This window comes from Lysobacter sp. Root667 (assembly GCF_001427715.1).
Classification (GTDB): Bacteria; Pseudomonadota; Gammaproteobacteria; order Xanthomonadales; family Xanthomonadaceae; genus Lysobacter.
Window position 1 is genome coordinate 22,429 of sequence record NZ_LMHF01000004.1, and the last position, 21,180, is coordinate 43,608.

Sequence of the window (21,180 nt, forward strand, 5' to 3'; positions counted from 1 at the left end):
CAGTCTCGTCGGCTGCTTGCGGCAACAAGAATGGCGGTCCTGAGGCCGCCTTTCTTGCTTCCGGTCCGGTGGGGGAGCGGACCGGACGATTACGGCAGCGGCGTTCCCTGATCGGAGATCGCCAGCCACTTGCCGCGATCGTAGGTGTAGGTGACGCCGGTCAGCGCGTGCGAGCGGAAGCCGATGCGCGGGATCTCGTACACGGTTTCGTAGAGGATGTAGGCCGAGCTGCAGCCGTCGACGACGCGATAGCGCTCGGTCCAGCTCCACTGCGCTTCGCGATTGGCGAAGTGGCTGGCGAAGGTGGCCATGATCGCGTCGATGCCGATGCGGGTGGCGCCGCTGCCGAACACGGTGATCGCGCGTTCGTCGTGCACGGCGCGGAAGGTCTCGGCGTCGTAGTCGCGGAAGGATTCCATGTCCATGCGCTGGGCGATCTCGAACTGGCGCGCACACAGACGGGTCAGGAAGTTGTCCTTCCAGTCCATGCCGACGTGGTGGGCATCGCCGGCGACGGCGGCGGTGGTCGAGCTCAGGGCGATCAGGGCTGCGGCGCTCAGGGCGAGCGTGCGGATCGGGTGGGAAGTGCGGGTCTTCATCGTCGGTACCTCCATGTGGTTGGACACGGCGGACCTTAGGCCGCCGGCGCGCCGGCTTGGAGTGCCAATTCGTGTGCGGTGGAGAGGGCCAATCGTCGCGGCGGCCGGGAGGCCGGCCATTAGGCGATCCGATTGCGACGCCGGAGATCAGGCAGGTGGGCGTTCGGTGACGATCAACAGAACGCGGCTGTCCTCGGTCAGCGCATGGGCGCTACGCAGCGCGGAGTTTTCGGCGCAGCGCAGCAGGCCGGCGACGCCGGCCGCGCCGGAAGGCGTGGTCTGCGGGCCGTCGGCGTCGCGCAGCGCGCCTGGTGCGGCGAGCAGCTGCGCTTCGTCCACGACGATCGACGCGGCTCCATGGCGTTTGAGGATCGCCATGGCCGGCGCCGAGGCCAGCCCGCACGACAGCATCTCCGCCGAGGTATGCAGTTCGCCCGGTACGCGCAGCGGCCGGCCTTCGGACAAGGCCTGCGCCACGCAGGCGGCATTCGCCGGTTCGACCACGAGCAGGCGGCCCGGCCCGGGCAGCCGCTGATGCAGGCCTTCGGCGACCGCTGCGGCGAGGCCTCCGACGCCGGCCTGGACGAAGGCATGGCTGATCCGGCCGTCGCCGTGTTCGTTCAATTGCTCGTGCAGTTCGTGCAGCAGCAGGCCGTAGCCGGCCATTACGTCGGCGACGACCGGATCGTCGGGCTCGTCGCTGGTGTCGGCGATCAGCAAACCATCGCCGCGCGATGCCGCGGCGGCGGCCGTGTCGACCGCGTCGTCGTAAGTGCCGTAGATGCGCACGACCTCGGCCCCGAGTCGGGCGATGCGGCGCGCGCGGGCGGCGTCGACTTCACTGGGCAGGTAGACCGACGCGGACGCGCCGGCACGCGCGGCCGCGGCGGCCACGGCCAGGCCGTGGTTGCCGTCGCTGGCGCAGAGCAGGCGGAGCGCGCGGACCTGGTGGCGGCGGTCTTCGAGCTCGCGCAGCGAGTCCGCGCCGATCGCGCGTGCGAGCGCGCGCAGGCCGGCGTACAAGCCGCCCAAGGCCTTGAAGTTGCCCAGGGGGCGCTCGCCTTCGCACTTCACCAGCACCTGGGCGACGCCGGCGCGGCGTGCCAGCGCCGGCAGGGCGATCAGCGGGGTGGGGCGGTAGTCGTCCCAGAGTTCGGCGATGTTCCAGTGCGCGGTGCGGGCGTCGGTATTCATGCCGACAGTCTGCCCTGCCGGCGCGCGGCGCGGCCGCGTTGTGGCGGCGCGGACGCGGAAAAAAACCGCGATGGCGCCGGCCGATGCGGAAATCCGTCGCGGCGCCGTTGCGTCATTCGTCTCCGTCCAGCGGAATCGGAATCGTCAGCCCGCGCTTGACCACGCCCAGCGCGACATTGGTGGTGAAACGCTTGACGTTGGGGTTGTCGCCGACCAGGCGCGCCATCAGTGCGTCGTAGGTTTCGGTGTCGGGCGCGGTGATGATCAGGACGAAGTCGGCTTCGCCGGTGACGTAGAAGGCCTGCTGCACGTGCTCCTGCGCGGCCAGCCATTGCCGCAGTTGGGCCAGCAGTTCCGGCCGTTCGCGTTCGACCTGCAAGGACACCACGAAGAAGGTCGGGCGGCCGACCTTCTTCGGATCGACCACGGCCGCATCGCGCACGATCACGCCCTGCTCGCGCAGGCGGCGTAGCCGGCGCTGCACCGCCGACGGTGACAGGAACACCTGTTCGGCCAGTTGCTCGGCGGTCTGGCCGGCGTCTTCCTGGACCAGGTTCAGCAGTTGTCGGTCGAATCGGTCCAGCGGCATACGGGCTCCGGAACGGGGTTGAAACGCGGAAAAAAAGCGCGCGAACGCATGGCATCGCGGCCAAACCGCGGGGACGCGCTCCTAGGATGCTAGCTCCAAATCGCAGGCCCCGCCCATGGATTTCCCCGCATTGCAGAATTTCATCGCCCGTCGCTGGCAGGACGACCTGCTGCCGGTGCTGACCGAGTACATCGCCATCCCCTGCCAGTCGCCGGCGTTCGAGCTGGACTGGGCCGAGCGCGGCCACATGCAGCGCGCGGCGACGCTGATGACGGACTGGGCGCGTGCGTGCCTGGCCGAGGTGCCCGGCGCCCAGGTCGAAGTGGTGACCTTGCCGGGGCGCACGCCGGTGATCTACGTCGATGTTCCCGGCGAGGGCGGCGCGCCGGTGCTGGTTTATGGGCACCTGGACAAGCAACCGCCGATGGACGGCTGGAATCACGGCCGCGATGCCTGGACGCCGTCGCTGGAAGGCGAGCGCCTCTACGGTCGCGGCGGCGCCGACGACGGCTACGCGATCTTCGCCGCGATCCTGGCGCTGCAGGCCTTGCGCGCGCAGGGCTTGCAGCATCCGCGCTGCAGCATCCTGATCGAGGCCTGCGAGGAATCCGGCAGCGGCGACCTGCCGCACTACATCGAGCACCTGGCCGATCGCATCGGCGTGCCCGCGGTGGTGATCGCGCTGGATGCGGGCTGCGGCAACTACGAGCAGCTGTGGCTGACCACGTCGCTGCGTGGCCAGGTCGCTGGAACCCTGAGCGTGCGCGTGCTGGAGGAGGGCGTGCATTCGGGCGACGCCTCCGGCGTGGTGGCTTCGTCGTTCCGGATTGCGCGGCATCTGTTGTCGCGATTGGAGGACCCGGGCAGCGGCGAGATCGCAGCCGAGTTCCAGGTCGCCATTCCGGAATCGCGCCGTGAGCAGGCGCAAGCCGCGGCGGCCGCGCTCGGTGCCGGGCTGCACGCGCAGCTGCCGCTGACGGCGGGCCTGCGGCCGGTCGACGAGGATCCCGCCGAGCTGCTGCTCAACCGCGCCTGGCGAGCGCAGCTGGCGATCACCGGCCTGGACGGCATGCCGGGCGTGGCCGATGCGGCCGCGGTCATGCAGCCTGCGACGCGCCTGAAACTCAGTCTGCGCCTGCCGCCGACGCTGGATGCCGACGCGGCGGCGGTGCGGCTCAAGGCCATGCTCGAAGACGATCCGCCGTACCGCAGCCAAGTCGCATTCCGCGTCGACATGGTGTCCAAGGGCTGGCACGCGCCGGCGACGGCGCCTTGGCTGGCGGAGAGTCTGGAGCGCGCCTCGCAGTCGGCCTTCGGCGCGTCGGGCGCGTTGATCGGCGGCGGTGGCGGAATACCGTTCCTGGCGATGCTGGGCCAGCGTTACCCCGACGCGCAGTTCGTGGTGACCGGCGTGCTCGGGCCGCAATCGAACGCGCACGGCCCCAACGAGTTCCTGCACCTGCCGACCGCGCAGCGGATCACGGCGGTGGTGGCGAGTCTGCTGCACGATGCGCAGGCCGCGCCGGCCGCGGTCGCTCAGGACAGTGCGAACCCAGCCGCCGCAGCCGCCGTCGCATGATCGAATCCTGGTCCGATCCGGTACGCGGCCCGCTTCAATGTTCGTCCGCCAAGACTGGATCGAACGTTCGACGAACCGAATCCCATTTCTCAGCCCACCTTCGCAGACGGCACCCATGAAGCTTCTCTACCAAACCCATTCTCCCTATGCCCGCAAGGTCCTGGTGTTCGCGCACGAGGCCGGCATCGCCGACCGCATCGAAGTCGTACACCACGAAACCAGTCCGACGCTGCGCAACCCGGACGTGTTCGCCGCCAATCCGCTGGGCAAGGTGCCGGTGCTGCTGCGGCCGGGCCTGCCGGCCTTGTTCGATTCCGACCTGATCTGCGCCTACCTCGACACGCTGCACGACGGCCCGCGGCTGATTCCCGCCGAGGGCGAGGCGCGCTGGCAGGCGCTGCGCGTGCAGGCGGTCGCGCAGGGCTTGGCGCAGGCCGGGATAGCGGTGCGCTGGGAAACCGTGCGCCGCCCCGAGGCCTTGCGTTATCCGGCGCTGCGCGACGGCTACACCGACAAGCTGATCGCCAGCTACGACTGGCTGGACAGCGAACTCGACATCGAAGGCCCGATCGACGTCGGTCATATCGCGCTGGCGACCACCCTGAGCTGGCTGGAGTTTCGCGGGCTGCCGAGCTTCCGTGGCCAGCGTCCGCGCCTGAGCGCCTGGCTGGACGCGTTCGAAACGCGGCCGTCGATGCAGGCCACGCCGCTGTCGGGCGAGACACAGGACTGAAGCGCGGCGGGCGGGCAGGGCGGTCGCATGGCGCCGCCCTGCGCCGGGGTTACTGTTCCAGCAATAGGTACTCGCCCTTCTGGCCGTAGCGCTTGGCGTTCGCGTCCACGCGCGCGCACAGGGCCTGGCCGCAGCGGCTCAGGGCGCCGGACTTGGTCGCGCGCAGGATGTCGCTGGCGAACTCGGCGCGCTTGACCTCGCGCCCGCTCTGCCAGATCAGGTAACCGGCGCCGCTGGCGGCGAGCACGGCGCCCAGGCCCAGGCCGATCAGGCCGGTCCAGATCAGCGACTTCTGCTCTCGCTTGAGTTCCTGGCGCTGTTCGTCCATTTGCTGCAAGGTCTTCTCGGCATTGCGCGAGACCTCGCGCAGCGCGGCGGCGGTCTGCTGCAGTTGCTGGCCGTACTGCGCCGACGCGGTGCCCACGCCTTGTTCGATCGCGTCGCGGGTTTGCGCGCCGACCGTGCTGACCAGGTCGCGGGTCAGCAGTTGCGCGTTCGTCTCCCAGATTTCGGCGGTCTGGCGCAATTCGGTGGCGCTCTGGGTGAAGCGGTCGGTGGCCTTTTCGCAGACCACCTCGAACATTTTGGCGACGCCCATCAGCTGGACGGCGAACAACTCCAGATCCTGTTTCTCCATCGTGCGCGTACTCTCGTCCTGCTGTCAGAGCCGCGGCGTCATGCGGCGTTCGGGGCCGTCGTGGCCGGTGGGCGGCAACGTCGGCGGGTTGGGTTGCGCCGGCGATTCCTGCTGGCGTTCGCTCGCTGCGGTACTTGCCTGGTTCTGGGCTTGGTTCTGAGCCTGGCTCTGGGCCTGGCTCTGGGCCTGGCTCTGGGCCTGGCTCTGCGCCCGCTCGCCGCCGCGGCGCTGCAGCGACTGGCCCTGCTCCGACGCGAGGAAGCTGCCGCCCACGGCGCGTGCGCTATCGACGTCGCCGTTCACCGCGGCCTGGCCCAGTCGCTGGAACATCGCGTGGGTGTCGGCGGCGATCGGCGCCGGGTCGGTGTCGAGGCGCGGCTCCGGCGACGGCCGTTCCGGCGGCACCGGTCCGATCGCGACCGGGCGATGCGGGAAGCCGGCGTTCATGGCTTCGTCGCGCGGCTCGTTGTTGTGCGGATCGGGTGCGCGCTTGTCCGGCGTCAACTGGGTCATGCGGTCGCGCTGGCCGTCCTTGTCGAAGTCGGAAGTGCGGTAGAACCACTGATGCTCTTCGGAGCGGTGGACCACGTTCATTTCCGGCGCCGAGGGCAGGGGGCGCTTGTCCAGGAACGGCTGGTCGCTGAGCGAGTTGAGGTAATCGACCATCAGGTTGCCGCTGCGCACCGACAGGCCGTTGAGCGCATAGCTGCCGCCGATGTCGCTGTGCGCGCCGCCGACGGTGACGTTGAGGAAGCGGCCGTCCTCGCTGGCGCCCGGGTCCAGGATGCTGGTGGACTTGAACAGGTTGCGGCGCTCGTCCTCGGCGGTGATCTGGAAGCCCGACAACACCGACGGCGGCTGGCGGCGGTCGTGCTTGCGCGGCTCGCCGGTGCCGACCGGATCGAACAGGGCAACGGCCTGCGCCACCTGGTGCGCGGGTACCAGCGGTTCGCCGGTATAGCGCACGTCCTTGAGGTTGCCGAACAGGTCGCGATCTTCCACGCGTCCCTTCGGATCCTGGATGCCGCGTTCGTCGACCAGACGGGTGAAACCGGCGGCCTGCTCGGCGCCGCGGCTGAAGCCGAGGCTGACCACGCGGATCTGCGCGTCCGGGTCTTCGGCCAGCCACTTCTTGCTCTGCGCCGTGAAGCGCGCATACATCTCTTCGATCCGGTCCTCGTAGGAGTTGCCGGTCATGCCGTCCCAGCCGCGCTTGAGCGCGCCGTCCTGGGTGCCCGGGCCTTCGACGTAGTCCACGCGGATATTGGACAGGCCACGGCTGTTGGCCGCCGCGGTCTGGCGCACCACATCGGCGATGTTGGTGTGGTTGACCGGCGCGTCCTTGAGCATGCTGTTGCCGGTGCCGTCGAAGGCCGCGATGAACAAGCGTTCGTGCGGGTTAGAGCTGTGCACCAGCACCGGCGTGGACAGCCGCGACAGCGCCTCGCTGGCCTGGTCGAAGCTGGCCAGGTCGTGGGCGTCGGCGGCGTAGGTGCTGACGCCGTCCGGGCCTTTCTTCTTCTTGTCGTCCGTCATCGCACTACTCCTTTAGTACGTATGGCTGAACACCAGGACCGGATCGTTGCGGAAGTCGCTGTGCTTGTTGCCCGGGATCTGCAGCTCGCGGGTGTGGACCATGGCGCGCATGTAGACGTTGACGGTGCGGTCGTTGACCTCAAGCAGGATCTCCGGGTCCTCGGCGATCACCCCAGAGTCGGCGAGTTCGGCGCTGGGCACGTTGTGGCGGATCACGCGGTCCTCGAACAGGTCGGGGATGTCGATCTGCGCTTCGTGGGCGCTGCCGTCCTTGGAACGCCAGCTCACCTGCGCCGGGCCGGGGAAGTTGCGGATCGCGGCCCAGGGCGCGGCGATGTGCTTACGGTAGTCGGCGCCCAGGGTGGCCGAGGACGGTGTCTTGGCGTCGTCGCTGTCGCGCAGGGCGTACTCGCCGTTGTAGAGCACGGTGCAGCCGAAGGTGTCGTAGGCGACGGCGCCGAAGTCGTGCTGCGCGAAGGTCAGCGGCCGGCTGGCGTCGGTCTTGTTGGGCGCGACGTAGGCAGGTTGGGTGGACATGGCGGGTTGGCATCCTGTTGCGAATAGGACAGAAAGCGCGAACGCCCGGGCCAGGACGGCCAGGCGCGGACGAAGGACGGAAGCGCGGGTCTTGCGGCGAGAGGCGGGGAAGGGCGAGGCGCGGTCCGCATCGGAACCGTTACGCCGGCTGCGTGGGCCGGTGTCGCCGCACGGTCGGGAGCTGGCGCCCCGGCCCGGTACTGAATCCATGTTTCCCCCTCCCTTGGAGACCGTCGCCGCGGTCCATCGCCGGCATGAGCGTCGGCCGATGGTAACGCAGCGGCGCTGCGGACACACGCCGGCGTATCGTGAGCGGAGACGCAGGTCCGCTTGCGGCGACGTTGCAGAGCCCGCGCCGGCTAGGTTCGCCCGACCCGCGGTCGCGCGGCGCTCAGGTCCGCTCCGTTATGCTGTCGGCCCTATCCACCACACCCGGAGGCAGCCATGGCTACCGGTTGGGCAGGCGACGGCGCCGTACAGGATCAGATCGACGCTACCGTCAAGGACGCGATCAAGCGCGCCCGCAGTCAGTTGCCGCAGGGCCCCGGTCTGGAGCGCTGCGAAGAATGCGACACCGAGATTCCCGAGGCCCGGCGTAAAGCCGTGCCCGGCGTGCGCTTGTGCGTGAGCTGCCAGGAGGCGCACGACCAGGAGCAGGGCGCCAGCGGCTACAACCGCCGCGGCAGCAAGGACAGTCAGCTGCGCTAAGCCCGTAACGCGTCGACATTGGGCGTTCGCGTGCCTGAACTGGCAGGGCCCGATAGCCGTGCTATATGCTCGCGATGCTCGCCATCCAGGAAGGGACGGCGGTGTTCGCACCCATCGGCCGCCGCGCCGGTGCGGGTCGAAACACGGTTCGCAAGGCGGTGCGCGCCAGGGGTGGCGCTCATCGTCCGAACCCACGGACGCGGCGTCGTACACAGGGGATCGCATGAAGCGCAATGCATTCGGACAGGCCTGCGGCCTGATCGTTCTGTTGGTCGCGGGCGCTGCGGCGACCGTCCATGCACACAAGCTCTCGCCCACCGGAACGGCGGAGGAGCGCAGGCTCAGCGGCGTCAGCGGCAGTTGGCTTTCGGGCCTGGAGCGCTATGCCGCCGGATTGGGCCTGAAAGCCTTCGGCGAGCCGGTGCATGAAGAAATCACCAACCGCATTTACGGTTGCGACGGCAATGTCTGCTCCGGATTGGAGAGCACCCGGGCGCCCGCAGCGGTGCTGGCGGGCCTGCGCTGGAACGACGATCCGCCGTTCCGCATCAGCAGCGGCGAAGGCAAGGGCACCCGCTGCAAGGTCACCCAGACCATCCGTTTTCAGACCCAGCCCTATTGCTGGTACCAACTGTTCGACGACGCCAACGACCGCGCCGCGGACGGTGCCGTTTTCGATGCCGCCTCGCGCTCGGCGATGCTCTATCGCACCCATTTCGGCGACCTCCAGTTCCTGCATGCCATGGCCTCGGCCGACGGCGTGGATCCGGCGCAGACGCAGCGCATGATGCTGGACTGGGCCGAGTTCAACTGGCGGATCATGCGCGGCGAATACCGTCTGGACACGCGTCTGAAGGACATTCCGAACGAGACCGTAAGCAGCCGTTTCGGACGCACCGACTGGTACGTGCAGGATCTGTACACCCTGGGCAGCCCCGGCCTGCGCCAGCAGATCGATGAGGTGGCGTTCGGCAGCATCCTGCATACGCTGCAGGACAGTTTCGCCGAGGGCCATGTCGATCGCGCCAGTGCGGTGACATCGCGCAGCTGTTCGATCGGCGATGCGCGCATCGACGCGCCGGGGCTGATCACCGAGTTCCATGCCTACAACCGGCAGGACCATAGCCTGCATGCGGAGGCCGATTCGGCGGGCGCTCTGGCCGCGCACCTGCAGGACGAACCGGATGTGGTCGACCTGGGGCGGCAGCTGTTGCGCGCGCACCGGGCTCGGCGCTCCTGGGACGAGGTCCGGCCCTTCTTCGAGTGCGTATATGCCTTGAGCGACAGCGCGCGCGATGCGACGCCGGGGGATCGCTTCGCCAGGCCCTGATCGCCTCGCTCGACCTTGGGCCCAACGCTGGAAGGCCGGCGGCGCCGCCAACCCCCTGCCTTCGGCACATACGCGGCCGTCGGCGCGGCCCTATGATCCGGCCACCATCCGAGTACGAGGGAGCTCCGGCATGTCTTCCAGCCTCAATCACGCCTCGCGTTCGCCCGCTTGGGCGCAGGTACTGCTCGGCGGCCTGCTGGTGGCCTTGGGCGACATGAGCTTCGCCGCGACCCTGTGGTTCGGCTGGAACGGCGCCGGCATGGAGCGCTTGTTCCAGACCATCGCCGTCGGCGTGCTCGGTCCGGCCAGCTTCGACGGCGGGATGCAGGCGGCGGGCTTGGGCGTGCTGCTGCACGTGTTCATGGCGACCATGTTCGTGCTGATCTACACCCTGGTCGCGCGCCGTTACACCGGCCTGCTGGCGCGGCCGCTGGGCTACGGCGTTCCCTATGGCGTGGTGCTGTACCTGGTGATGAATTTCGTGGTGCTGCCGCTGTCGCGGGTCAACGCCTCGCCTTCGTTCAAGCACCTGGACTGGATCGCCTGGAGCGTGCTCGCGCATATGGTCTTCGGCGTGATCTGCGTGGTGTTCGCGCGGCGCGCATTGCGCCGCTGATGCAGCGAACCGGCTCGTCGCAGCGCGGCGGCAGGTTCGAGACGAGGTTGGGCGGGTTCTGGTCATCCGGGCCGCCGATGCGTCGGGCACGGCGGCGCCGAAGCCGCTGCGATCTGCCGTTGAGTGGCGCCGGAGCGAGTTTGCCCTTTACCATCGACCGTGCCCTCCGTGGAGCCGATCACGCATGAACCCGCCCCGTCATTCCGGCGCGCGCAGCGCCGGCCGTCGCCGCGTCGCGCGGCCGTCCCGTCGCGCCGAGGCGCGTGCCTTGCGCTTGATGCCCGGCGAGCTGGCCTGGTACGTCACCGGGCGCTTCTATCTGGCCAACGACAACACGCTGGCCGACTACGGTTACTTCCTGCATCTGTCCGGCATCGACAATGACCTGTTCAACGGCGAACGCGGCGAGACCACCGCGCATTTCACTTTCGCCGCGCGTCCGTTCGTCGCTCGCAGCGCGAGCAATGGCGCCCTGCAACTGGGGCTGGATCCGATCGGCGAGTTCTCGGTGTTCCTGCAGCGCGAGCCGATGGGGAATTTCGACGACCCCGGTTCGTTCGCGCAGGGCGAATGCATCGCCACGCTGCGCCGCACCGGTATGGTCGTGGGGACCACGGTCGAGCAGGGCATCACCACGCCGACGCCGGTGATGGCGACCAACGTATTCTCGGCGCGGCTGCTGGAAAGCCGGCCGTTCGAGTTCGGCGGGCGCCGCTACGATCTGGCGCAAGTGCTGGGCGCGGGCGTGACCCAGTTCGGCACCGCCGCAGGTACGCCCGCGACCACGCCGGCCGGTTACCAGCTGGCGGTGCCGTTCACCGGTTCGGCTTTGGCGTTGGGCGCGAAGTAGCATCCGACCGCCGTTGGGCAGCCCGCCTGGCCTGATCGGCGCGCGCGCCGCGTTGGTGATCGTTGGCGCCGGGGAATGGCGCGACGCGGGCTGCGGCCCGCCATCACAGGGAGTGAGGCCGTGAAGAAGGCGCTGGGTTTGCTGTTGGCGGCGCTGTTGGCGTTCGCCGGCTATTGGCTGTGGCGCGGGTCCGGGTCGACCGAGCCCGCATCGACGGCGCCGGCTTCGAGCCCCGTGATCGCGTCGTCCGCCGCACCGCTGGCGCCGGGTTGGCCGCAGGGCGATGCCTTGCGGGTAACGCTCAAGCCCGATCCCGGTGCCGTGTCCTTGACCAAGGCGCTGTACCGCGACGGCGATGCGGTACTGGAGCAGCGTTGGCCCGACGGCAGCACCGAGCGCTGGTGGTACCCGCCGTCCGCGCCCTCGCGCTATGTCGGGCGCGACGGTCGCGAGGCCCTCGCGGGTGTCGAGGTCGCGCCGTGAGCGCGGGCCGCGAGCGCTTGCGCCTGCTGTTCGTGGTCGCATTGGCGCTGGTCGGCGTCGATGCCCACGCGCAGGTGCAATGTCCGTCGCCACGCGCGGCCGGCGATAAGTTGCGCAAGATCAACGAAGGCTTCACCCAGAACATCACCGAGCCGCTGATCCGCAACAACGTCGGCGGCTTGGGGCCGGTGCTGTGGACCTACATCGCCGGACAGGCGCGCGCGGAAAGCCTGGGCGGAAAAGTGGATAGCGCGGGCAATCACACGGTCAAGGCCAGCAACAATCTATGGAACGTGCAGAAGGACGCGAAGCTGGGCTGCGCGCAGATCACCATCGTCAACTGCAAGGCGAGCAACCTGGGTAAACCCCTGGCCGTGTCCAAGGCCGAGGCGTTGAAGGCACCCATGGACACGCCCTGCTGGATGGAGAGCGGCCAGTCCATGCAGGCCGTGACGGTATGCTTCCCCGCGTACCCGAGTCTGAAGGACGCCGCAGACGAATACCTGGCGTTCCGACCTTCCTACACCGACCAACTGAAGGCCATGGCCGAGGCGGGCACGCCGGGCATCGACGAATTCCTCCAGCATCTGGGTGCGACGGGTTGGTCGTCGCGGATGCGCGCCGACCCTGCCAACTACAAAGAAGAAACCCACGACAACATCGACGAAGCCCTGCGCGGCATAGCCGAACGCCGCGACACCACCGAACGCGAACTGGAACAAGTGCAGCAAGCGATGTTGGCTTGGTGCGTAGACCCGCACGGCACCGGCGATCTGGCCCAGCGCGAGGCGCTGGTACGGCAGCAGGACGCGCTGCTGGAACGGGTGGCCCTGTACGACAGCGTCTGCCTGCGGCCCACGTCCGGCGGAAGTCCGCTGCCTGCGCCGACTCGCAGCAACGTCAGCGAAGGCTGCCGCAAGCCCGATCCGAAGGATGATCCTCCGGGCGCCCCGCCGGCGCCGACGGGCAGTAGCGCGCACGGCGCCCAGAACGGCGGCGGCGTGGTCGGCGAACCGCACTACATCACCCCCAGCGGCGCGGTGTTCAGTACCCAGCGCGCCGGCGAGTTCTGGTTGTTGCGCAGCGCGCGCGGCACGCAGATCCAGGTTCGTCAGGAGCCTTGGCACGACAGCGCCTCGGTCGCGGTGGTGAGCGCGGTCGCGTTACGCGCGGCTGGGCGCCGCGTAGGCGTGTATGCGGACGGCATCCGCATCGACGGCCGCCCGCTGCAGTGGGCCGGCGGCTTCGTTCAACACGACTTGGGCAACGGGAATGCGCTGGGTGTGTGGGGCACGCCGACTCAGCCCGAGGTGAGCGCGGTGATGTGGGCCGACGGCAGCACGCTGCGCGTGATCCATCATGGCAGCTGGTTGGATGTCGATTATCGGGTGATGCGCGGCGCCGACAGGGCCCAAGATGCGGGCCTGATCGGGCGTGCCGACGATGACCCGCGCCACGACTTCGTGCCGCGCTCCGGCACCGTGCTCGAAAATCCCGATGCGACCGGAGTCGACGCTTTCGTGCAGAGTTGGCGCATCGGGGAAAGCGAGTCGCTGTTCGACTACGCGCCGGGCCGCAACGCGGCCAGCTACGACCTGCGCGATTTTCCGCGCAGGCCGGCCGCGCCAACGACCGCGGTGCTGACGCAGTCGCGAGAAGCTTGCGTTGCGGCAGGCGTAGCCCCAGCCTTGCTGGACGCCTGCGCTTTCGATCTGGCGGTCACCGGCGAACGAGGTTTCCTGCGCTCGCACCAATTGGGTTCGCAAGCGCTGGGCCGGGTGACGAAAGCGCCCGTCGCGGTAGCGCGCAAGCCCGGCTCGACCACCTACTTCGCCGCGCAGTGGGCACCCGACATCAGCCAGGCCGTAGCGCTGCAGAACGGCAGTACCTACACGGTGGCGATCGAGACTGGGCAACGCAGGACCTATCTGATCGACATCACCAAGCCGGATGTCGGCGACCTGTTCGTACTCTCGCATCAGATGAGTTGCATCGGCGACCCCTACGACGGCAAGTCGCCAGGCTATCAGCTGTTCGACGCCGGCGGTCGGGCCTTGTCCAAGAGCTTGGCGATCTGCTCGGATCTGTACTCGGGGCCGATCCGTCCGGGCAAGTACTACCTGGTGTTGGTCGGCGCGGCATCCGGGGCGGCGGCCACGATCAAGTTCGAGGCCTTTCACCATTGAGCCGCGCCGCGCTCAGCGCCGGGTCTGCTCGGCGGCGCAGCGCGGGCAGGCTTCGGCCCGCGCATAATGACGCAGGGCTACGTGCAGGGCATCGGCCGCGTGCACGAACTCGCCCAGGTGGATCCGGTACAGCGGCAGACGCGGGCAACCCAGCGCATGCACTTGGTAAGCGCCGTTGGCCAGCGGCGTGCGGTTGAGGTAGTAGCTGGGCATGGGGGCGTCCCGCGTTCGCGACCTCTTACTGTGCGGCGCACCCGTCTCGCAGCTTGAGACGATGCACCGCAGGAATCGGATATCTCTGCGTGGCTCCGCGCCGCATTCTTTCCGTACCGCCGCGCATGCGGCCCCTGCCGGGAAGATACCCATGACCGCAAGACTGCAAGACAAGATCGCCCTCGTCACCGGCGCCAGTTCCGGCATCGGTCGCGCCACCGCGCTGTGCTTCGCCCGCGAAGGCGCGAAAGTCGTGGCGGCCGCGCGCCGCGGCGACCTGCTCGATGCCCTGGTTGCCGAGATCGTTGCAGCCGGCGGCGAGGCCACGGCGCTGGCCGGCGACGTGCGCGAAGAAGCCTATGCCCAGACCCTGGTCGCACTAGCCCAGCGGCGCTACGGCGGGCTCGACATTGCCTTCAACAACGCCGGCGTGCTCGGCGCGCAGTCGCCGACGACGGAGCTGTCGCTGCAGCAATGGCAGGACGTGCTCGACACCAACCTCACCGGCGCCTTTCTCGGCGCCAAGCATCAGTTGCCGGCGCTGCTGGCGCGCGGCGGCGGTTCGTTGATCTTCACCTCCTCCTTCGTCGGCGACACCGCCGCGTTCCCGGGCGTGGCCGGTTACGCGGCCAGCAAGGCTGGCCTGCTCGGCCTGAGCCGCTCGATCGCGGTCGAGTTCGGCGCCCGCGGCATCCGCAGCAACGCGCTGCTGCCCGGCGCGACCGACACGCCGGCTTACCGCGAGTTCGGCAACAGCGAGGAAGCGCGGAACTTCATCGCCAGCCTGTACGCGCTCAAGCGCGTGGCCGCGCCGGAAGAGATCGCGCAGGCGGCGCTGTTCTTGGCCTCCGACGCATCGTCGTTCGTGACCGGCAGTGCCTTGGCGGTGGAGGGCGGGGTGTCGGTCAATCGCACTTGAGGGGCGGGCCGGAGCGGCGTGGGTCGCCCTGGTTTGTCGTGCTTGAGGAGAGGCGTCCCCGCCTGGTTGTTCGTACCTGGATTCTCTATCGCCAGGCAGGCCGGCATAGCCCGCGGACGCGGCCGACACTTGGAAACGCACTCGGCACGGTCCTGCACGCCAGCCCCAAATTCCCGGACGCAAGGCTTTTGGCCTCGCGCGCTCGGCGGATACTCCAAGCCTCGCGTCCAGGTGCCCGGCCTTCGGCACGGCGGGCTCGCCCGCAGCGCGATTTTGCTCGCGCCGGCAAGCCGTCACGCTGCAGATGTGAGGCTTGCTGCCACAGGCGTGGAGCGAAATGCTCGGCCGTCGGCTCGCGAGGCTTGCTCGCAGGGCTTTTCCCATAGCAATTGCAAGGTGTTGGGAGCGGCGTGCAAGGTGTTGTGTGCGGGAAACGGAGCCGTGTGGTGCAAGGTCGCCTTGTGCGAGCTTGCGGTCCGTGCTTGACGTGTTGCGGATGGGGAAAAACGATCGGCGATCCGAGTGCCGTCGCCCGACAGATCGGCCGTAGCGACCCAAGCTCCGCTCGTCGGTGACCGATCTTGTCCTTGCGCGAGTCGCGTTCCGAGCGCACTGCTCGGAACGTGGCTCACGACGCTGCGACGCCCGAACGCTGACGCCCACATACCTCCCAATGAGCCTTGCGGTAGGGGAGATGCAAGTCGCGACTCGCGCAGTCACCCGAAGGATCGCCATCGCGGCTCACGCCGCTCCCACAGGGAAAGTCCGTGCTTACCATGGGAGCGGCGTGAGCCGCGATTACGCAACGGGTCGACGCAACGCGGTCGTGGCTAACGCAGCTTCTACTGGAGCTAGCGCGAACTCGGGTAAGGCCGCGCCTGCACACGAAGGCATTGCTTCAGTCGCCGCCACCGCCATCGCCACCACCGCAATCTCCGCCGCCGTCGTTGTCGCCAGGGCTGCAATCGCGGCTGTCGCCGTTGCCGTTGGAGGCGTTCCAATCGGCGCTGCCGGAGTTTTCGTTCCAACTGCTGCCGCCGTCGTAGCCCGAGCCGGTGTTGGTCGTGAGCCGATTGCGGTGGACGGCGGTGGCGAGCATGGCGCCTGCGATCAGCAGCAGGGCACCGATCACCCAGTGGCTCTGCACCGCCAGCACGATGCCGACCACGACCAGTACGACTCCCAGGAGCTTATGCATCGTTGCCGTCCTTCCGACCGGGAGCGGCCGGTGGCGCGCCGCGATTGCGCGCATTGTCTACGGCTTTTCGGCCGGCGCCAGTACCGTCCGGCGGGATGACTGCAGCCGGGCGTCGGCCGGGACCCAGTGGCCGTCGCCGCGAAAAGGCCGGCTACGCCGATCCCCAGATGGCCTTGGGCGCCACCCGCTTGGGGTGCGACGAGGCTGGCGGTTGCTGGCGTCGCGACGGGCATTCACACGTCGACGGGAGGCCTCGCCACCGATGCCGAAACGATTCGGCAAAACATCGCCGCGGCGTATAGGCAAGACCGATGCGGCGTTCTATGCTGATGGCCGCGGACGCAGCCGAGTGTCGCGACGGCGCCCGCGAATCCCCCATCCCTTCCTCTGTCGCGCGCGGCCTGTCGCTGCGCGCGGCGATGCCATTCGAGTTCCCATGAGTCGTCTGCCCGGTCTGGACCTGCTGCGCGCCATCGCCATCGTCTGGGTGATGCTGTTTCATTCCTATCTGGTCGGCGGCATGGGCGAGTTTTGGCAAGCCGGCATCACGCACGGCTGGATGGGCGTGGACCTGTTCTTCGTGCTCAGCGGCTACCTGATCGGCGGCCAGCTGCTCAAGCCGCTGAGCCAGGGCCTGCCGCTGCGGCCGGGCGACTTCTACCTGCGCCGCGCGTTCCGCGTGCTGCCGGCATTCCTGGTGGTGCTGGCGATCTATTTCACCGTGCCCGGCTTCCGCGAAGCCGAGGGCATCCAGCCGCTATGGCAGTTCCTCACCTTCACTCTGAACCTGCTGATCGACTACCAGCACAACAAAGCCTTCTCGCACGCCTGGTCGCTGTGCGTGGAGGAGCACTTCTACCTGGTGTTCCCATGGCTGGCCTGGTGGATGACGCGGCGCCCGTCGGCGGCCAAGTTCGTCGGCCTGTGCGTGGCGGTCGTGGCCATGGGACTGGCCTTGCGCGGCTATGTCTGGGTGTACGAAATGGCCCCGGTGCGCGGTCTGGACGACGTCGAACGCAGCTTCGGCCGGCGCTTCGTCGAAGACATCTATTACCCGACCTGGATGCGCCTGGACGGCTTGCTGTTCGGCGTGGTGCTGGCGACGATCCAGGTCTACCGGCCGCAGCTGTGGTCGCGGTTGCAGCGCCACGCGAATGGATTACTGATCGCCGGCCTGGCGGTAGTGGCCGTCGCCATCTTCCTGTTCCAGGAACGCACGGCCCTGTTGCCGACCGTGATCGGCTACCCGCTGCTGTCGTTGGGCCTGGCCCTGCTGGTCGCCGCCGGCGCCAGCACTCGCAGCTGGCTCGGCCGCTGGCGCGTGCCGGGCGCGGGCTGGATCGCGGTGGCCTCCTACAGCCTGTACCTGATCCACAAGCCGGTGTTCCATCTGGTCGAAACGGCGTTCGGGGCGCAGTTGGAAGGGCGCGGTGTGGTTGCGTTCGCGGTGTATGCCGTGGCGACGTTCGCGGCGGGGGCGCTGCTGCATTACGTGATCGAGCGGCCGTTCCTGAGGCTACGGGATCGCTGGAAGGCTGGGACCATACGGACCGGTGCGGCTGCCGTAACTCAGGGGTGATAGTTGACGGTTTGTCGCAGTTCTTGCGACATGGCCGCGGTAACGTTGCGCTTACGGTCGGCAGTTGGCTTGGGCGCGAAGTTGTCCATGCTCAGCGGAGCAAGGGTGAGATGCGGCTCGGCTTCCAATGCCGGTAGAGCATGCGCAGGGCGGTTTGCAGTCAGCCGCTCCGAATTCGACTCCTTATCTTTTGGGGAAGGGGCTGGGGCGGGGCTAGCAATTCAAGCAAGGCAAGAATCGGGGATAAAGGGATGATGAAGCGGATAGCGTGGGCGGTTGCCGGCGTGTGGCTGGCGTTCGCGGGCAGTGTGCAAGCGCAGGCGATGAACTGGGGCGAAGAGTACGCCAAGCGTATCAAGGCGACCGAAGCCGTTTCTCCCTTGGGCGATGAAGCGTTCGGCGACCGGGTCAATCTCTTTAACGGCACTACCAGCTTCTCGGCGACCGATATCTCGCTGCCAGGCAATAGCGCCCTTCCAGTGCAGTTGAGCCGCACATTCGATCCTCAATCTATTTCCGCAGGTCGTTTGATCGGCGGGCAATGGGACATCGATGCGCCTCACCTCGTCGCCATCCATCCCGAATATGCGGCTGGCAATTGGGCCCCATTACAGCGATGCTCGACGGTCGGAGCGCCTCCTGATGTCTCCATGCCTCCATATACTTTCACCGCGCGCGAGTACTGGAGCGGCACCCAGCTGAAGGGCGTGGCGGGGGGTGGTACTTTGCTGGAAATCAGCGCTAATCCCAAGCTCGTTAAGCCCACCACGCCGGGCGTTGCCTTCAAATGGAATACCAAAGGCGGGTGGTATTTCAGCTGCCTGCCCGCGCTTCAGAATGGACAGGGTGAAGGCTTCGTTGGCCTGGCGCCGGATGGCACGAAATACACCTTCGACTGGATGACGGTTAGCGACTATCCGGGAATCAGCTTCCAGGCGCCTACCGGTCTGTATCCCGTGTTCCTCAATCGGAAGTCGGTGCGCTTGGTCGCGACGCAAGTCGAAGATCGTTTCGGCAATTGGGTCAAGTACGACTGGGCCAATAATCGCCTCAACCGCATCTATGCCAACGACGGCCGCGAAATAGTCCTGAGCTATACCACCGACGGCCGCCTGCAAACGGCAGTCGCAGCCGGTCGAACCTGGACCTATCAATACGATTCGTTGACGTTGACGGCTGTGGTCAACCCGGACGGAAGCCGTTGGCAGTACGCATTCCAAGGGCCGGGGAGCATCGCCCGAGTGCAGTACTACGAAAGCAACGGTGGCCCCATCGAATGCGTCAACATGAGCAATATCGTCGAGAACACGGCGGGATACTCGATTGTGCATCCCTCGGGAGCGAAGGCCGAGTTCACCTTCTCGCCCAAGCGCCATGGGCGTACCAACGTGCCGTACGTATGCCTGCCTGGCGTGAACCCTGACGACTATGCTACGCAGGACGATTACAACGATATTTCGGTTTTTCACGATGTCATGTCGCTGCAGAGCAAGCGCATCACCGGTCCTGGGCTTCCGGACGCGACCTACAGCTACGCCTACACCAGCTTGGAAGGGGCGTACGCCGACCACGGCAGCCCGACACCGCCGCCGCATCACAAGCTGGTTACGGTCACTGAGCCAGACGGTACGCAAACCATCAACTGGTTCGGTAAAGATTACGACCTAAACGAAGGACAGCTGATCTACTCCGAGGTTCGTAAGGGGGGTGTGCTCTACAAGGCGGTAAGCCAGAGTTACGTCACCGAAGCGGAGGTGCCCGGTCAGCCTTTTCCGAGCAAGGTCGGCGTGGATTTGACCTATGGCTCTGATGAGTTCAACAGTGCCGCGCTTCGGCCCCAGCGCAATACCATCATCAACCTGGATGGCGTGACCTATAACCAGACGGTCACCGGGTATGATGCTCAAGCGCGTGCGGTATCGACGACGGGTGCAAGCAATATAGGCAGCGGTTATAGCCGTGCCGACGCGACCGAGTACCACGACGACCTGTCCAAGTGGGTGTTGGGCCAGGTCAAGCGTTCATTTACGGGCGGGGTGGAAGTCAGCGAGACCGAGTTCACGGCCAATTCGCAACCGTACCGGGCCTTCCGATATAACGACGCCACTCCGGTTCAAACGTTGACCTACAATGCCGACGGCACTGTCGCCACGGTCAAGGACGCCAATAACAACGTCACTACGTTGTCGAACTGGAAGCGAGGCATTCCGCAGACCATTCAGTATCCGGCCACGCCCGAGTCGCCTTCGGGCAGCTCGGAGTCCGCGGTGGTCAACGATGCCGGTTGGATCACTTCGGTCACCGACGAGAACGGAGCCGGCTACACCACCAACTATGGCTACGACACCATGGGGCGGTTGTCGTCCGTTACTTATCCCACGGGTGACGGGATCAACTACAACACGACCAATCGTGTGTTCGAACAGGTCAACCAAGAAGAGTTCGGCATCCCTGCCGGGCACTGGCGACAGGTAAATTCCCAGGGCAACTATCAGAAGGTAACGGTCTTCGATGCCTTGTGGCGCCCGTTGTGGGAATACCAGCGCGATATCGCAAACAACGATGCGACGTTCTCGCTCATCGGCAGGTCTTATGACACAGCTGGTCGTGAGGCGTTCGTCTCCTATCCACGCAACCCCTACGCGGACGGCAATTGGGCGATCAACACCGGTACTCGCACCACTTACGATGCGCTGGGGCGTGTGACCAAGGTCGAGCAGGACTCCGAACTCGGCTCACCCGTTTCCACCACGACCGAGTATCTGGCTGGCGGTGAAATTCGAACCACCAACCCGCGCGGTCAGCAGACACGCACCCGATACGCGGCCTGGGATCAGCCGACTACCGACTACCCGATCGAGATTTTCCATCCTGAGGGCGCCGTAACGCAGATCAGTCGCGAGCTTGGTTTCTTCAAGCCGATTCAAATCCGCCGTTCCGGGACCTATGCGGGCCAAACAGTCGAGGCGGTGCGCAAGTACTACTACGACGGTGCACACCGCCTGTGCCGCACCGACGAGCCGGAAACCGGTTCGACGGTCATGGGCTATGACTACAACGACAATCTGACCTGGTCGGCCGCAGGCTTGTCCGGCCTGAATACTGTCGATTGCGATCACCTCGCGGCCTATGGCGCGGGCCGCACGGTCAACCGCAGTTACGACGCTCGCAACCGCCTGCACCAAATGGGCTTCCCCGACGGCCTGGGCAACCAGACCTGGACCTACACCAAGGACGGCCTGCCGGCTTCCATTACCACCTACAACGGCGCCAACAACACGGCCGCGGTGGTCAATAGCTACGGCTACAACAAGCGCCGCCTGCTGACTTCCGAAACCATAAGCGAGCCTGGCCTCTATACCTGGCCGCTGGGTTACGGCTACGACCAGAACGGCAATCTGGCCGCGCAGACCTATCCGACCGGCCTGGCGCTGACCTATAGCCCCAACGCCCTGGGTCAGGCGACCCAGGTCGCCACGGCCGCAGGCAGCACCACCACCGGCACCTACGCCACCGGCGTCAGCTACTACCCCAACGGGGCGATCAAGCAGTTCACCTACGGCAACGGCATCGTCCATACGATGATCCAGAACGCTCGTCAGCTGCCGCAGACCACCCAGGACGGCAGCGTCGTGGGCTTCACCAATCTCTACGATGCCAACGGCAACACCACCCTGATCGATGACCTGGTCCA

18 protein-coding genes and 1 pseudogene are annotated in these 21,180 nt (G+C 67.2%); 11 read left to right on the forward strand and 8 right to left on the reverse strand.

Annotated features, from left to right (window positions below; genetic code table 11):
• Positions 1-89: 89 nt before the first annotated feature.
• From ASD78_RS21370 to ASD78_RS03030, 3 genes are all read right to left on the reverse strand, one after another.
• Positions 90-599 (reverse strand): hypothetical protein, encoded by a 510-nt coding sequence (locus ASD78_RS21370; RefSeq protein WP_235566435.1) that lies wholly within the window; start codon positions 597-599, stop codon positions 90-92.
• 147 nt (positions 600-746) lie between these two features.
• On the reverse strand, positions 747-1,793 hold the full coding sequence (locus ASD78_RS03025) for a pyridoxal-phosphate dependent enzyme (protein ID WP_056098349.1): 1,047 nt from the start codon (positions 1,791-1,793) through the stop codon (positions 747-749).
• A 112-nt stretch (positions 1,794-1,905) separates the two neighbouring features.
• Complete coding sequence (locus tag ASD78_RS03030; RefSeq protein ID WP_056098351.1) at positions 1,906-2,382, reverse strand: Lrp/AsnC family transcriptional regulator; 477 nt, start codon at positions 2,380-2,382, stop codon at positions 1,906-1,908.
• Between the two features lie 115 nt (positions 2,383-2,497).
• Here ASD78_RS03030 and ASD78_RS03035 point away from each other — a divergent pair, with 115 nt between their 5' ends.
• Both ASD78_RS03035 and ASD78_RS03040 read left to right on the forward strand, forming a co-directional pair.
• Positions 2,498-3,961: a M20/M25/M40 family metallo-hydrolase gene (locus ASD78_RS03035; protein WP_056098354.1), complete on the forward strand. Its 1,464-nt coding sequence runs from the start codon at positions 2,498-2,500 to the stop codon at positions 3,959-3,961.
• A gap of 115 nt (positions 3,962-4,076) precedes the next feature.
• On the forward strand, positions 4,077-4,694 hold the full coding sequence (locus ASD78_RS03040) for a glutathione S-transferase (protein WP_055905932.1): 618 nt from the start codon (positions 4,077-4,079) through the stop codon (positions 4,692-4,694).
• Positions 4,695-4,743: 49 nt separating this feature from the next.
• Here the strand turns inward: ASD78_RS03040 and ASD78_RS03045 are convergent, their stop codons facing one another.
• The 3 genes from ASD78_RS03045 to ASD78_RS03055 are packed head-to-tail and all read right to left on the reverse strand — an operon-like array spanning position 4,744 to position 7,404.
• Positions 4,744-5,331: a hypothetical protein gene (locus tag ASD78_RS03045; protein WP_055905935.1), complete on the reverse strand. Its 588-nt coding sequence runs from the start codon at positions 5,329-5,331 to the stop codon at positions 4,744-4,746.
• A 24-nt stretch (positions 5,332-5,355) separates the two neighbouring features.
• Positions 5,356-6,867: a DUF2235 domain-containing protein gene (locus ASD78_RS03050; protein WP_056098356.1), complete on the reverse strand. Its 1,512-nt coding sequence runs from the start codon at positions 6,865-6,867 to the stop codon at positions 5,356-5,358.
• A gap of 12 nt (positions 6,868-6,879) precedes the next feature.
• On the reverse strand, positions 6,880-7,404 hold the full coding sequence (locus ASD78_RS03055) for a hypothetical protein (protein WP_055905941.1): 525 nt from the start codon (positions 7,402-7,404) through the stop codon (positions 6,880-6,882).
• Positions 7,405-7,848: 444 nt separating this feature from the next.
• On the opposite strand from ASD78_RS03055, the gene ASD78_RS03060 reads away from it, so the two are divergent.
• The 6 genes from ASD78_RS03060 to ASD78_RS03085 all read left to right on the forward strand — a co-directional run bounded on the left by ASD78_RS03060 (position 7,849) and on the right by ASD78_RS03085 (position 13,577).
• Positions 7,849-8,112, forward strand: coding sequence for a DksA/TraR family C4-type zinc finger protein (locus ASD78_RS03060; RefSeq protein ID WP_055905944.1), 264 nt, complete (start codon positions 7,849-7,851; stop codon positions 8,110-8,112).
• A gap of 223 nt (positions 8,113-8,335) precedes the next feature.
• On the forward strand, positions 8,336-9,442 hold the full coding sequence (locus ASD78_RS03065; RefSeq protein WP_056098357.1) for a hypothetical protein: 1,107 nt from the start codon (positions 8,336-8,338) through the stop codon (positions 9,440-9,442).
• Between the two features lie 130 nt (positions 9,443-9,572).
• A complete protein-coding gene (locus ASD78_RS03070) occupies positions 9,573-10,058 on the forward strand; it encodes a hypothetical protein (RefSeq protein ID WP_055905949.1) in 486 nt (161 codons plus the stop codon).
• A gap of 184 nt (positions 10,059-10,242) precedes the next feature.
• A complete protein-coding gene (locus tag ASD78_RS03075) occupies positions 10,243-10,908 on the forward strand; it encodes a hypothetical protein (RefSeq protein ID WP_056098359.1) in 666 nt (221 codons plus the stop codon).
• A 120-nt stretch (positions 10,909-11,028) separates the two neighbouring features.
• Positions 11,029-11,391: a hypothetical protein gene (locus ASD78_RS03080; protein ID WP_055905955.1), complete on the forward strand. Its 363-nt coding sequence runs from the start codon at positions 11,029-11,031 to the stop codon at positions 11,389-11,391.
• Positions 11,388-13,577, forward strand: coding sequence for a hypothetical protein (locus tag ASD78_RS03085; protein ID WP_056098361.1), 2,190 nt, complete (start codon positions 11,388-11,390; stop codon positions 13,575-13,577). The genes ASD78_RS03080 and ASD78_RS03085 overlap by 4 nt, the downstream gene beginning before the upstream one ends.
• 12 nt (positions 13,578-13,589) lie before the next feature.
• Here ASD78_RS03085 and ASD78_RS03090 read toward each other — a convergent pair whose 3' ends face one another.
• On the reverse strand, positions 13,590-13,790 hold the full coding sequence (locus ASD78_RS03090) for a hypothetical protein (RefSeq protein WP_055905961.1): 201 nt from the start codon (positions 13,788-13,790) through the stop codon (positions 13,590-13,592).
• A gap of 151 nt (positions 13,791-13,941) precedes the next feature.
• Here ASD78_RS03090 and ASD78_RS03095 point away from each other — a divergent pair, with 151 nt between their 5' ends.
• Complete coding sequence (locus ASD78_RS03095) at positions 13,942-14,709, forward strand: SDR family oxidoreductase (RefSeq protein ID WP_056098364.1); 768 nt, start codon at positions 13,942-13,944, stop codon at positions 14,707-14,709.
• Between the two features lie 898 nt (positions 14,710-15,607).
• Here the strand turns inward: ASD78_RS03095 and ASD78_RS03100 are convergent.
• Entirely contained in the window at positions 15,608-15,907 is a 300-nt protein-coding gene (locus ASD78_RS03100; RefSeq protein WP_056098366.1) for a hypothetical protein, read from the reverse strand.
• A gap of 436 nt (positions 15,908-16,343) precedes the next feature.
• Here ASD78_RS03100 and ASD78_RS03105 point away from each other — a divergent pair, with 436 nt between their 5' ends.
• Both ASD78_RS03105 and ASD78_RS03110 read left to right on the forward strand, forming a co-directional pair.
• Entirely contained in the window at positions 16,344-17,486 is a 1,143-nt protein-coding gene (locus ASD78_RS03105; RefSeq protein WP_056098368.1) for an acyltransferase, read from the forward strand.
• Between the two features lie 251 nt (positions 17,487-17,737).
• Positions 17,738-21,180 (forward strand): annotated as a pseudogene (locus ASD78_RS03110) (wall-associated protein); the annotation flags it as partial.